We start from the raw sequence: 13,885 nt of genomic DNA on the forward strand, positions 1-13,885 counted from the left end.
ATGAATGAAAGATATATTTACAATTTTAATCTTTGTGCTTTGTATTACAAGTGCAACTTCCCAAATAGATACTCTGCAGTACCTGCCAGAGGTGATTCTCAGTGACATAAAGTTACAGAAGCATAGTACAGGAGTTTCTATACACACGATTACAGATAGTATCATAAAAGGATCTAAAACTTCTCTAACAGAAATACTTAGTGCAAATAGTTTAATTTATTTTAAAGATAATGGGCCTGGTGGTGTTTCCTCACCATCATTTAGAGGCACAAGTGCGCAACAGACTGCGGTTGTTTGGAACGGTATTAATGTAAATAGTCAATTAACAGGACAGACGGATTTCAATACGATTTCTTCTAGAAATTATAGTAACATTACTGTTAGGTCAGGTGGTGGAAGTATTATATATGGATCTGGCGCAGTAGGAGGAAGTGTTCATTTAGAAAATAAAATATCTTTTAATAAAGCAAATACAACCAGTATAATAGCAGGGTACGGGAGTTTCAATACAAAGGTTGCGGCAGCAAAAACAATAGTTGCTAAGGAAAAAATATATGTAGATCTTGGAGTGGATTATCAGTCTAGTGACAATGATTTCAAATATTTAGAATCTGATAGGCGTAATGAAAATGGCTCTTTTGAAAATTTAGATGCTAGTTTAAATTTTGGCTATACGTTATCCTCCTCCTTAGTCTCTAAAAATGTCGTAAAATTCCATCATAATACGTACGTAGGGGACCGTAATTTTTCTGGTACTCTTACCGCACCTAGTGATGATGCTTATGAAGATAGGACGTCAAAGACACTAGCTATTTGGGATCAAAAACGATCTGATTATAAAGGATCACTTAAAATTGGGCATATTTTTGAGCAATTTAAATACTTTGCAAACAATGATAATAAGGATCAATATAGTTTAGGTAAATCAAGTAGGTATGTAGCACACTACGATGGGGCTATACGTATAGATAATTCTAAAAATCTAACACTTTCTGGAGAGTTTAATGCTATTTCTGGAGATGGTAGTTCTATCGAAAAATCTTCAAGAAAAAGTACTTCTGCCATTGCCTTGTGGAAGCATAGGCTAAATGACCAGCTTAATTACGAGTTACAAATGAGGCAAGAATTTATAGACAACTACAAGAGTCCTTTTTTGTTAAGTCTAGGGGTAGAATACGCTTTCGCGAAAGCAAATAAAAACCCGCGCTATATCCTCTCCTTGAACGCTTCACGGAACTATAGAATTCCTACATTTAATGATCTCTATTGGGAGGGTGCGGGTTCCATGGGTAATATTAATCTGCTACCAGAAACCAGTTTGCAAGTCGATGTAGGACAGAAATTAAACTTTAAAGAAGTACTACTTGATCTTAGAGGTTATTATATACAAACTAAAGATCTTATAAGATGGCAACCCAATACGAGTGGGATTTGGATTCCAGTTAATATTGCCGATGCAAAACATTATGGTATTGAATTTTCAGGAACCTATCATATACAATTAGGTAAACATTACTTTGAAACAGATGTGAGGTATGGTCATACGATCGCAAAAGATATATCTACAAATAAACAACTTATTTATGTGCCTAAACATAAGGCTACTTTTTCTATTACGCATAGATATAATTGGATACAGTTTTTTGCTCAGAATATAGTTCAAAGTAATGTATTTACTACTTCTGACCATACTGCTACTGTGAAGGGATACTATTTGATACATACTGGTTTAACAGCAAGTATATTAAATAAAAAAAATAATAAGATGTCTATTACGGCTAGATTAAATAATGCACTCAATACAAATTATGAAACAGTCGCTTTTAGACCTAATCCAGGTCAAAATTTATTAATACAAACCACTTATACATTTTAAAACTAGTTATGAAATTAAAAATTCTATTTATTACAATTACTGCTTTACTAATTTACTCTTGTGAAAATGATGATATTCCAGATTTTGAACCACTTGGTGACTATCAATATGGACTTCTTATAACAAATCAAGGTCCATTTAATAATGGTTTTGGTTCTGTGTCTTACGTTGATCCAAACTTATCAGAAGCAGAGAATACAATTTTTCAAAATGTAAATGAAGACAACCTAGGTAATGTTATAAATGCTATAGGCTTTTATGAAAACAAAGCTTATGTCGTTGCTAATGTGAGTAATCGTATCACCGTTGTAGATAGGTTTACCTTTACAGAAATGGGCCGTATTGAAGATGGTTTAAATAATCCAAGATTTTTTCAAGCTGTAAATGGAAAAGGTTATGTGTCAAATTGGGGGGATCCTAATAATCCATCAGACGATTATATAGCTGTGATTGATCTTGATACTAATGAAATAATTAAAGAAATCACCGTAAGCGAGGGTCCAGAAAAAATTGCTAGGGCAGGTTCTGTTGTGTATGTACTGCATCAAGGTGGCTATAATGTGAATAATGAAGTCTCAGTTATAGATACCCTCTCGGACGAAATTATTTCTACATTATCAATAGGAGATGTTCCTAACAGTTACGATTTTGATGCACAAGGTAATTTGTGGATTTTGTCTGGTGGAGCACCATCATATACTGGTGAAGAAACGAACGGAAGTATTTCTGTTATTAGTACCACTTCAAACGAAGTTTCTGAAACATTTAATTTTGATACAACAGTGCACCCTAGTGCTTTAAATATCGAAAACGGTAATGTATATTATTATAACAATGGTGAAGTATATGAAGGGAATAGCTTTGACTTCGAGGTTCCTACTGAATCTATATTAAGTGGCCTCAATTTCTTTAACATGAAAGTTTCTGGCAATGCCATTTTAGGCGTCGATGCTGGGGATTTTAATAGTAACGGGGAGCTGGTGATCTATAACCTTAGCTCTTTGAGAATTTTCAATACCATAGAACTAGGAGTTATTCCAGACCAAATTTATTTGAACTAATAGTCTCAAGTAAATAATAATTATAAAAAAATGGCGAGCATTTCTGCTCGCCATTTTTTTAAATGTATTTTTTATTCTATACTCGGCTCGGTAATCATGCGTTGGTATAAAGCCTCTGTTTGCTCATTATCAAATAGAGTAGGAGTGTGTTCGCCATTATAGATCTTGCTCAAGCTTCTACCATTTAAAATAGCATTTATTGCAGCATCGAGTAATGGTTCTCCAGGTTCACCTAAGGTTCCATACGTTCTGAAGTTCTCTACAATTTCTATTTCAGGAGTAAATCCATCAAAGTAATCAGTTAGGCCATTTGCATTTACAGATTTGAAAGTTAGCGGTAGCATTACGTATCTATGATTTGGGTTTGCATTAGCGCGTCTAAAGTCTGGAGCATCATATAATAAAAAAGAGCCTTCAAATTTTCCAGTCGTATTGGTTCCTATTTGTATCACCTCAATATAAGGATTTAGTCCACTTATAATGAGTTCACTCGCAGAGGCAGTGCGATTTGTTGTAAGAATGTAAACCTTATTTAAACCGAGGCTATTAATGCTAGCGCCACTAGCTGAAGAGCCTAAGTTGTTATTGAAGTATCTTATTGTTTCGTTATCTGGATTTCTATCTGCATTATATTGCTGGGTGATAAATTCTTGTCCTTCAAATTGACCTGTAATCATAGTAGAAAGATCATTAGCCGTTTCTACAGAACCTCCACCATTGTATCTTAAGTCTAGAATAAGATCAGTAACTCCTGCGTTTTGAAATTGTGCAAAAGCCTCATTGAGTGCCGGGTCAAACTCATTTGTAAAGCTAGTATAGTGTAAATAACCTACAGACTCGCCGTCTACATTAAGAACTTTTGTTGTATGAACAGGGTTAATGGTAAGCTCTGTTTTATTTAATACGATTTCTTCTCCAGTTAATGTGAAACCATTAGTGTCATCAAATGTGGCTAAGCTTATAGAATAAGTTTCTGGAGAGAAGAACTCAATGAAACTTGTATCAGAAGTAATTGCACTCCCAGAAGGATCTTGTAATGCAAAACCATCAACCATCGTAAATAACATTCCTCTTTCAACACCTGCTTGATCTGCTGGACTATCATTTACTACATATCTAACTGCTCCAAAAGCCTTAGTATCATCTGTAGGGTCTATAAACAGTGAGAAATTCATCCCGTTTGAGGTTCTAATTCCAGAAAGTGCATTCTCCAATTCAATGTAATCGCTTCTTAAAACGCTAAAACGATCTCTTGGTGAAATTAAAGCATCAAATGTAGCTTCTGGAGATTCAAACTGAGCTAAATATTCTAGTCGTTCATTTTCAGTGTCAAAAAAGTCGTTTGCCAGCTCTGGTACATCTGCTTTATATAGAGACCATATGTTGAGGCCTCTATATATGAAATCTGATATTTCAAGAGTACTAGCAGGTCTTATAATATCATCAAGATCGTCATCGCAGCTTGAAAAAATAAGTAAGCCACAAATGGCAAGTAACAATGGGGATTTTTTTATCATAGTATTTCAAATATAATTAACTAACGTAAAAGTTACCTATTTCTGTTAAATTAAAAGTTTTTAAGTAATAGCAATAATTTAGAAACTTCAGTATTAAGTTTTTGCAAATCATTTTTTCGAGTACGGTATCCTATAAAAGTAGAGAAATAAATATATGTATTAGAACCCTTTAGATGATATAAATCTTCTATCCCGCTTTTGTAAAAGTAAGACCCATCACTTATACTCTCAACTTCATACCCTATCCATTCCTTAGTAAAAAATAAAGAAGCCTTTCTATTGAATAATAAGATAAGCCGAGGAGATGTATGGCTTATTATGTTTTTTGTGATATCAAGTTGTTCTCTTAAAAACCCTCTGCCTATATTATTTTTTAGAAAAGCATTAATTTCTTTTTGCTCAGAATGCTTTTGATAGAAAAGGTCGCAATAGGATACCAGACCGTCATAGGGTTTAAGTAAATTATGAAATTTTTTAAAATATCTATCTCTTTCTAATTCATCATAATTATAAGATAAACCATCAGATCGCAAAAAATCTACACGCTCTGAGGGGTTAATGCCCATAATAAGCAGTTTTGCATGAGTATTAACTGTTGAGTAAGCAAATCCTCTTAGAATAATTTTTCTTAGGTGCTCATCTTCAATATGATTTTCGTATTTCTTGAAAAGAGTGTGTAATTCCGATTTTAATACATCATGAAATTTGGTTCTACTCATATAAAAGATATTTAGAACGTATTTTTTTAAAGTGCTCTATATCTTCTGTCCAACTACTTTTTATTTCCTCAAATGGAATTCCAGCTTCAATTGCTTTTTGTAAATCTTCTGTTCCAGCATGTAGTGTAAAACTCGCTGTTTTAAAAAACGAATCTTTATCATTACTTGCCTTATATGCTTCTATAAGCCACTGTAGATTTACAGAGGATAGATCATCTACTTCTCGTAAGTCCTTTCCGTTACATAATAATCCATTATACTTTGGAGACTTTGCTCCAAAGTTAGGTTGCGGTGTATATGCATATGTAAATTGAGACTTAGAAAAATCTGGTGCTCCAAAAATTTGAAATTGCATTTCAGTTCCTCTTCCTGCATTAACGGTCGTACCTTCAAAAAAGCCTAAACTAGGGTAGAGGTTAATACTTTTGCTATTAGGTAAATTTGGAGAAGGGCGCACAGGTAGCTTGTATGTAGTCGTATATTTCCAATTTCTTAATGGAATAACTTTAAGATCTGTCTTAACATTGTTCTTAAGCCATTTTTCACCATTAATCATTTTTGCATACTCGCCTATTGTCATTCCATAAACAAGTGGTATTTCATGCATACCCAAGAAGCTACTATGTTCTTTTCTTAAGGTAGGACCATCAATATAATGCGCATTAGGATTAGGTCTATCTAAAACAATTAAAGGGATGTCCTTTTCAGCCGCAGCCTCCATCACATAAGTGAGTGTCGAGATATACGTGTAAAATCGTACACCTACATCCTGTATATCAAAAAGTAGAATGTCTAACCCTTCTAATTGCTCCTGTGAAGGTTTTTTATTATTACCATAAATAGATATAATGTTTAATCCAGTTTTTGGATCCTTACCATCTTTTACATCTTCTCCAGCATCTACATCACCCCGGAAACCGTGCTCAGGAGAAAATACTTTTGATACATTTATACCGCTAGTTAAAAGTGAGTCTACTAAGTGTATACTTTCTTCTTCAGAATGTGGATACGTTCTAAATATAAGTCCACTTTTATTAGTCACAACTCCTACATTCTTTCCACGTAATAGTGGAAAATATTGTTCTGTTTGATTTGCCCCTACTAAGATTTTTAAGTTTTGTTGTTGAGTAAACACCTTAGCTTTTGTAGAGTCTTTTTCTTTATGAATATTCGCTTTCGCGAAAGCGTTATTCCCGCCTCCCTTATTTGCGCAAGAAATAAGAAGTAAGAGCGTTAAAAAAACGGTATTTTTGATAAAAAGTAAACGCATTTGAATCTTGAATATTTTATAGCAAAACGCCTTAATGGCGAGACATCGTATAAAAGTAGTGCTTCCAGCACGATAATTAAAATTGCCATAGTAGCCATTGCACTAGGAATGGTGATGATGCTAGTTGCTATTTCTATAACGTTAGGATTGCAAAGAGAAATAAGACAAAAGGTTTCTGCCTTTTCTGGAGATATGCTGGTATCTAATTTTGATGGTAATGACAGTGAGGAAACTGTAAATCCAGTATCAATTAATCAAGATTTTTATCCAGATTTTACCTCTGTGCCAGAGGTGACGCACGTACAGGCGATTACGACTCGTGCCGGAATTATACGTACAGCCGAAACGTTTGAAGGAGTAATGGTAAAAGGCCTGGGGGATGATTACGATTGGTCTCGTATAGAAAATTACATAGTTGATGGCCGTAAGCCAGATTTTACGGGGCAAATAACTACAGAGACTCTAATGAGTACGTATCTAGCAAATAGGCTTAACCTAACAGTAGGCGATAAGGCTATTATTTATTTTGTAAATCAAGAAAGTGGCAAGTTTAGACCTTTGCGACTTGATATTGTAGGCCTTTATGAAAGTGCTTTTCAAGAATTTGATAAGGTGTATATCATGGCAGATAGACGCCAACTTACCCGTATCAATAAATGGGAAAAGGATGAAGTAGGAGCTTTTGAAGTTTTTATAGATGATTTTGATGAGATAGAGCGCGTTAACAATGAAGTATATAAAAATACGGGATCTACCTTAAGATCTATATCTGTAATTCAAAAGAACTATAACATTTTTGAGTGGATCAAGCTGTTTGACTTTAATATGATTTTGATCATCATTGTAATGATACTTGTGGCGGGTATAAATATGATAGTAGCCTTATTAGTTTTAGTTCTTGAACGCACACAAATGATAGGAGTTTTAAAGGCTTTAGGAAGTTCAGATTGGAGTATACGCAAAGTGTTTTTATATAATGCGATGTATCTCATAGGTCTCGGATTATTCTGGGGAAATCTTATAGGTCTAGGGTTATTAGCAATTCAAAAATATTTTGGTGTGATTACGCTCAACCCCGCTACCTATTATGTAAAACAAGCACCCGTTGTGTTAGAGTTAGGATATATTCTTGCCCTAAACCTAGGTGTTTTTATAGTTTGTGTTTTAATGTTATTGGTTCCATCGTTTATCATTACAAAAATAAGTCCTGTAAAAGCAATGCGATTTGATTAATAGAGCTACGCTTTCGCGAAAGCGTAAAACCAAAAACTATTTATCAAGTATTATCTTTGCCGAATTTTAAAACTATCTATGTCTAAAGTCGTACTCATTACTGGCGCTTCCTCTGGAATAGGTCAAGCTATAGCACAACACCTCGTTGCTCAATCTTATATTACTTATGGCACTAGCAGAAACCCTAAAAAGTCTTCTGAAAAAGGAGTGCATATGGTGGCATTAGATGTCACAAAGCCAGAAACAATAACTGCAGCAGTTAAAAATATCATAGCAAAAGAAGGGAAAATTGATTATCTTATAAATAATGCCGGTATGGGTATTACAGGTCCCTTAGAAGAGACACCAGATGCAGAAACTAAAAGAGTTTTTGAGACCAACTATTTTGGGGCATTAGAAGTTATTAAAGCAGTACTTCCTACTATGCGTAGTAGTCGAAGTGGGATGGTTATAAATATAACTTCTATAGCAGGATATATGGGGCTGCCTTACAGAGGAATCTATTCTGCCACAAAAGGAGCACTAGGTATTACTACAGAAGCGTATCGCATGGAACTTAAAGAGTTTAATGTGAAAATGACTACAGTTGCACCAGGAGATTTTGCTACAAACATTGCTGCTGGTAGATATCATGCTCCATTACTAGATGACTCTCCCTATCGCGAAAACTATAAAAACACGCTCTCTCTTATGGATAAACATGTAGACGATGGTATGAGCCCGCTTGTGATGGCAAAGGTTATACATCGCATCATGAAGACTAAAAATCCAAAAGTGCATTACCGTGTGGGATTTTTTATGCAACGCTTTAGTATAGCGCTTAAAAGGATACTTCCGGATACATGGTATGAAAAGTTATTACTCAACCACTATGATCTGTAGTTAACAAACAATTAGAGTATTAGAAAAGGACAAGGTTAACGTTTTGATTACATTTGTGTATAACCAAAAACGAATCGATGAAATTTTTTATAGATACCGCAAATCTTGACCAAATTAGAGAGGCTCAAGATCTAGGAGTTCTTGATGGTGTGACAACAAACCCATCATTAATGGCAAAAGAAGGAATCACAGGACTAGATAATATATTACAACATTATAAGGATATCTGTGAGATAGTTACTGGCGATGTGAGTGCAGAAGTTATTTCTACAGAGTACGATGATATGATTAAGGAAGGGGAAGAACTCGCTAGACTTCATGATCAAATTGTAGTGAAAGTACCTATGATAAAAGATGGTATTAAGGCAATTAAATATTTTAGTGACAAGGGAATAAGAACCAATTGCACACTGGTGTTTTCAAGTGGTCAAGCATTGCTAGCGGCAAAAGCTGGAGCAACCTATGTTTCTCCTTTTATAGGGAGATTAGATGATATCTCAACAGATGGATTAAATCTTATTGCAGAAATACGACATATCTACGATAATTATATGTTTGAAACTCAAATTCTAGCAGCCTCTGTACGTCACACAATGCATGTAATAGACTGTGCCAAAATAGGAGCAGATGTCATGACAGGCCCATTGTCTTCTATAGAAGGACTATTAAAACACCCACTTACAGATAGTGGTCTTGCAAAATTTCTTGCAGATTATGAGAAAGGAAATCAATAACTGCGACGCTAGTTTAAACAAGAAAGCCTTCAATTACTAATTGAAGGCTTTCTTGTTTTTGCAAGGTAATTTATGAAAGCTATAACTTTAAATAAGCTATTAAGTCATTTTCAAATTTTGCATTTTGAAGATTTGCGTGACTATTTAAAATAGTTCCATTTTTATCAAGGACAATAGTTTTATTTATATCATTGATTACTAGTTGCTTTCTAGCTTGTTTAGGATTTAGAAATCGAAATTCTTTTTGAGAAGAATAGCCGTTTTTTTGTAAATGCTTAAGCCATGTGTCTTGTTCTGTATTTATATTTATTCCCACAAAATTAAACTCAGGATACTTCTTTTGTAGTTCTGCAGCCTTTTGGTGAGAGCTTTTCATATGAGGTAAATTTAAATAAGACCAAAAGTATAATACAGAAGGGCTTTCAAAAGCTTTACTCATAATATTTGCTTTCCCCTCAGTATTCAAGACAGCAAGTTTTGGAATTTTATTCCCAGCTTGCATACTTTTATTATTTGCATAGGTATCATTAAGAGCCTCGATAGTTTCTTGAGAGGAGGAGACTTCTTTTATTTCATCAAAAAGAGCATCAACTTTCTTTAGGTCATTACTGTTTGCGATAAAAATGCGTGCAACTTGTTTGAGCATGCGTTCTTTCTGCCTGCTATTAGTGATAAGACTATCTATCATTTTCACTTTGTGATGATTATGAAGATATGAAGTTCTGTCAAAATTATGTTGATCTCCATATTCCATATATGCGAGGTTATTCATATAACTATTCACATACCTTTGAAAACTAAAAAGCTCTTCAATATTTCTATTATTTAGATCTACGCTTTCGCGAAAATTGTAAAAATTAGGGTTAAGATTTTTTATGAATTCATATTTATCTTCTCCATACCTAGCAAAAGGATACCACTCTTTACGCTGATAATTATCTAACACGCTTGCTGCAGAAGCTATTTCAGAAAAATTGTCAGAAAAATTTTCTTTTGCAAGAAATTCATTGAGCCCCCGTGTATGAACTATCGCCATGGAGTCAAGCATCTTTTCAAAATTTTCAGGGTTTTTCTGATATCGTTGTTTTAAGAAATTATTTTCTTCTTCCCAGTGTAAGAATTTATTTATTAGAAAATTATTTTTTGCAGCACCATAGCCAGAAAATGTAAGGGATTCATCAAACTCTTTAGTATTTACACGTAGTAGTAAACTATCTCCTTCTTCTATATGTAGTAATTGAAACTCTCCGTGTACAAAACGGTAAAGTCCTTCTTCTAGATTTGAAAAAGTATACGAAAATTTATTTCTTCTATCAAGAGGAATACTATCAGTAACTTTTTCATTTTTATAAAGCAATATATAGCTCTGGACAGGATTGATAATCTCTCCACTTAAAAAGGTTCCGTTGGCTTTTGTAGATTCACTAGAATCACAACTGTTACAGAGGGTAAATATGATTATAAGGGCAGCAACGTATTTCATAAATCAAGTACTTCTTTACACCATCTAAGGTGTTTGCAGTATTTTCAAAAGTAACTTTAATGAATTTGGGTAGTTGTTAATGAGAAGTTAAAAGCATTTTAGGTTGTGTACTATTATATTTCTTTAATTATAGGTATTTTTGCACGCTTAAAATAAGGTGCTTTATGTTATCAGTTTCTAATCTTTCAGTTCAATTTGGTAAACGTGTATTATTTGATGAAGTAAATACTTCATTCACCTCAGGTAATTGCTATGGTATAATAGGTGCTAATGGTGCTGGTAAGTCTACATTTTTAAAAATTCTTACAGGGCAGCAAGACCCTACCTCTGGCCACGTACATTTAGAGCCAGGAAAACGTATGTCTGTCTTAGAACAAAATCACTACGCGTATGATGAGTATAACGTACTTGAAACTGTAGTGATGGGAAATAAGCCTTTATATAAGATTAAGGCAGAGATAGATGCACTGTACGCAGATTATTCTGATGAAAATGCAGATAGAATAGGGGAGCTACAGGTACAGTTCGAAGAAATGAACGGCTGGAATGCAGATACAGACGCTGCTGTAATGTTGTCTAACCTTGGAATTAAAGAAGATTTGCATTTTACGTCTATGGCAGATCTAGACGGTAAGCAACGTGTTCGTGTATTGATTGCGCAAGCTCTTTTTGGAAATCCAGATGTACTCATTATGGATGAGCCTACCAATGACTTAGATTATGAAACAATTAATTGGCTAGAAAATTTCTTAGCAAATTATGATAATTGTGTTATTGTCGTTTCTCACGACCGTCACTTTCTAGACGCTGTATGTACACATATCTCAGATATAGACCACAATAAAATTACACATTATAGCGGGAATTATACCTTTTGGTATGAATCATCTCAATTAGCAGCTAGGCAGCGTGCACAACAAAATAAAAAGGCAGAAGAAAAGAAAAAGGAATTACAAGAATTTATCGCTCGATTTTCTGCAAATGTGGCAAAGTCAAAACAAGCAACATCTCGTAAAAAGATGATCGACAAGCTAGATATAGAAACTATTAAGCCATCTAGCCGTCGCTATCCAGGGATAATTTTTGATCGCGATAGAGAAGCAGGAGATCAAATATTTAGTTGTTCAGGTCTATCTGCTTCCTTAGATGGAGAAGTGTTATTTAAGAATATTGATATCAACCTTAATAAAGGAGATAAAGCTGTAATCTTTTCTCGCGATAGCCGTGCTACACAAGCATTTTATGAAATCATTAATGGCAATCAAAAGGCTGATGCTGGTACTTACGATTTTGGAGTAACTACCACTCAATCGTACTTACCTTTAGATAACTCTTCATTCTTTCAAGATGGAAGTTTAAACTTGGTAGATTGGTTACGTCAATACGCACAGACTGAAGAGGAACGTGAAGAAGTGTTTTTGAGAGGCTTTTTAGGTAAAATGATTTTTAGTGGAGAGGAAGCTCTTAAAAAATCAAATGTTTTATCAGGAGGAGAGAAGGTACGTTGTATGATTTCTCGTATGATGATGAAACGTGCTAATATCTTAATGGTAGACGAGCCTACAAACCACCTAGACTTAGAATCGATCACAGCCTTTAATAATGCACTCAAAAATTTTAAAGGCACGGTGATGTTGACAACGCACGATCATGAATTTGCTAGCACCGTAGGAAACAGAGTAATCGAGCTCACACCCACAGGAGTCATAGATCGCTTTATAAACTTTGATGAGTATATGAGTGATAAAAAAATAAAGGAACAGCGTGACGCGATGTATGTATAAGTATTAATATATTTTACAAACTAAAAAAGCCCAAAACTCATATGTTTTGGGCTTTTTTAGTTTACAATTAATTTATTTTTTAAAAAACTCTATTAATCTATATAGGCAAAAGATTATTAAGGCCCCACTTATCGCTATACGCCACATTGGTAATTCTTCACCCTCAAGAAGAGGGTACAGTCTCCACAAGGAATATGCTATAAATGAAAAATAGAAGAAAGCAAGTCCCTTAGAGATTTTTTTAGCTTCTGAAGGAGCAGACGCTTTTTTGCTTGTATATGTGATTTTAGGTTCAGCTTTTGTATTTTGGGCTAAATTTTCTAACTCTGATGCAGAAATAGCATTATTCTCAAAGTCCTGGAGTGTTGACGCAACAATACGTTTAGCCTTTATAATATCTTGTTTTCCTACTAATAATCTTGTGTTGTCGGGAGAACCTAGTGCGTACCCGCCTAATTTTGCACTCTCGTTATCGTCACGCACGATGCTTGAAATTTCATGTTCCTCTAAAATAGATTGTAACCTTTTAGTTTCAATAGCAGATCCTGTGTGAATTTTCTCATATTGAGAGTCAGAAAGTATACTCATATATTATTTTGTTTTGTCATATTTACTATTCCATATAGCTTTATTGAAGTTCTTTCCTAGTGCAAAGCCATAAAAAAGAACCACCGCAGCAATGGATTTAAACATAAAGAAAAAAACCATTACATCCTGTGATGTATCTTGATTTTTCGTAAAAAGGCCATCTGGAACGAACCAAGTTGCAAAAAGGCTCAAAACAATCATTGTTATAATAAGATTTTCAAAAGATTTAAATGACCAGGCCCAGCACTTACGTAACGGGCTTAAATCATTACCCCATTTGTGAATCAAATAATAATACCCATTACCTATAGGAGCAAAAAGTAGCGGATCATCTGATTTTTCTAGCACAAACATTTTTGAAGGGGCTATTATCTTATAGCCATTTAGTTCAGTAGCGTGTTTGTTTTCTAAGTATTTAATTTCATCCAGAACACCTTGAGGGTACTTACCTTTAAAGTATTTTGTGTCTAAAAAACGAAGCCTATAATCCACACAAATCTTTTTAATTTGGTTAATGTGGAAGATTCGATCGGTAGCAAGCAAGTCAAAATTAAATACATTATAACCGATAGTTGATGAATCTTTTAATGTGTTTAAAATTCCACTTTCGCGAAAGCGGTCATTTTCAAAAACCTGAAGTACTTGGTCTAGAATATTTTGTTCTGTTTCGCTCTTACGACGTTCATGAAGTAGTTTTTCATGAATGTTTGTTCTAGATAATAGCATTTTTTGTTTTAA

At 34.2% G+C, this 13,885-nt stretch carries 12 protein-coding genes; 6 read left to right on the forward strand and 6 right to left on the reverse strand.

Annotation, left to right across the window (positions count from 1 at the left end; translation table 11 throughout):
- Window positions 1-4: 4 nt before the first annotated feature.
- Together OD90_RS00790 and OD90_RS00795 are read left to right on the forward strand one after the other, a co-directional pair.
- Window positions 5-1,876 carry a TonB-dependent receptor plug domain-containing protein gene (locus tag OD90_RS00790; RefSeq protein WP_144665337.1) on the forward strand — a complete coding sequence of 624 codons (1,872 nt, stop codon included), beginning with the start codon at window positions 5-7 and terminating at the stop codon, window positions 1,874-1,876.
- An 8-nt stretch (window positions 1,877-1,884) separates the two neighbouring features.
- Complete coding sequence (locus OD90_RS00795) at window positions 1,885-2,937, forward strand: DUF5074 domain-containing protein (RefSeq protein WP_144665339.1); 1,053 nt, start codon at window positions 1,885-1,887, stop codon at window positions 2,935-2,937.
- A 71-nt stretch (window positions 2,938-3,008) separates the two neighbouring features.
- Here the strand turns inward: OD90_RS00795 and OD90_RS00800 are convergent, their stop codons facing one another.
- From OD90_RS00800 to OD90_RS00810, 3 genes are read right to left on the reverse strand one after another with little or no spacing between them, the layout of a single operon-like run.
- On the reverse strand, window positions 3,009-4,454 hold the full coding sequence (locus OD90_RS00800; protein WP_144665341.1) for a S41 family peptidase: 1,446 nt from the start codon (window positions 4,452-4,454) through the stop codon (window positions 3,009-3,011).
- A gap of 50 nt (window positions 4,455-4,504) precedes the next feature.
- Window positions 4,505-5,173, reverse strand: a complete 669-nt coding sequence (locus OD90_RS00805) for a hypothetical protein (RefSeq protein WP_144665343.1) — start codon at window positions 5,171-5,173, stop codon at window positions 4,505-4,507.
- Complete coding sequence (locus OD90_RS00810) at window positions 5,166-6,443, reverse strand: exo-beta-N-acetylmuramidase NamZ domain-containing protein (RefSeq protein ID WP_144665345.1); 1,278 nt, start codon at window positions 6,441-6,443, stop codon at window positions 5,166-5,168. The genes OD90_RS00805 and OD90_RS00810 overlap by 8 nt, the downstream gene beginning before the upstream one ends.
- Between OD90_RS00810 and OD90_RS00815 the strand changes: the two genes are divergently transcribed.
- From OD90_RS00815 to fsa, 3 genes are all read left to right on the forward strand, one after another.
- Entirely contained in the window at window positions 6,444-7,676 is a 1,233-nt protein-coding gene (locus tag OD90_RS00815) for an ABC transporter permease (RefSeq protein WP_144665347.1), read from the forward strand. It abuts the gene before it with no gap.
- A gap of 78 nt (window positions 7,677-7,754) precedes the next feature.
- Entirely contained in the window at window positions 7,755-8,558 is an 804-nt protein-coding gene (locus OD90_RS00820; protein ID WP_144665349.1) for an SDR family oxidoreductase, read from the forward strand.
- Between the two features lie 77 nt (window positions 8,559-8,635).
- Window positions 8,636-9,292, forward strand: a complete 657-nt coding sequence (fsa, locus tag OD90_RS00825; RefSeq protein WP_144665351.1) for a fructose-6-phosphate aldolase — start codon at window positions 8,636-8,638, stop codon at window positions 9,290-9,292.
- A gap of 79 nt (window positions 9,293-9,371) precedes the next feature.
- On the opposite strand, the gene OD90_RS00830 is transcribed toward fsa, so the two are convergent.
- Entirely contained in the window at window positions 9,372-10,775 is a 1,404-nt protein-coding gene (locus tag OD90_RS00830; protein WP_144665353.1) for a TlpA family protein disulfide reductase, read from the reverse strand.
- Between the two features lie 164 nt (window positions 10,776-10,939).
- Between OD90_RS00830 and OD90_RS00835 the strand changes: the two genes are divergently transcribed.
- A complete protein-coding gene (locus OD90_RS00835; RefSeq protein WP_144665355.1) occupies window positions 10,940-12,559 on the forward strand; it encodes an ABC-F family ATP-binding cassette domain-containing protein in 1,620 nt (539 codons plus the stop codon).
- A 72-nt stretch (window positions 12,560-12,631) separates the two neighbouring features.
- Here OD90_RS00835 and OD90_RS00840 read toward each other — a convergent pair whose 3' ends face one another.
- Together OD90_RS00840 and OD90_RS00845 are read right to left on the reverse strand one after the other, a co-directional pair.
- Complete coding sequence (locus tag OD90_RS00840) at window positions 12,632-13,147, reverse strand: putative signal transducing protein (RefSeq protein WP_144665357.1); 516 nt, start codon at window positions 13,145-13,147, stop codon at window positions 12,632-12,634.
- Window positions 13,148-13,150: 3 nt separating this feature from the next.
- Window positions 13,151-13,873 carry a hypothetical protein gene (locus tag OD90_RS00845; RefSeq protein WP_144665359.1) on the reverse strand — a complete coding sequence of 241 codons (723 nt, stop codon included), beginning with the start codon at window positions 13,871-13,873 and terminating at the stop codon, window positions 13,151-13,153.
- Between the last annotated feature and the right edge of the window lie 12 nt (window positions 13,874-13,885).

The organism is Dokdonia sp. Hel_I_53 (assembly GCF_007827465.1).
GTDB lineage: Bacteria > Bacteroidota > Bacteroidia > Flavobacteriales > Flavobacteriaceae > Dokdonia.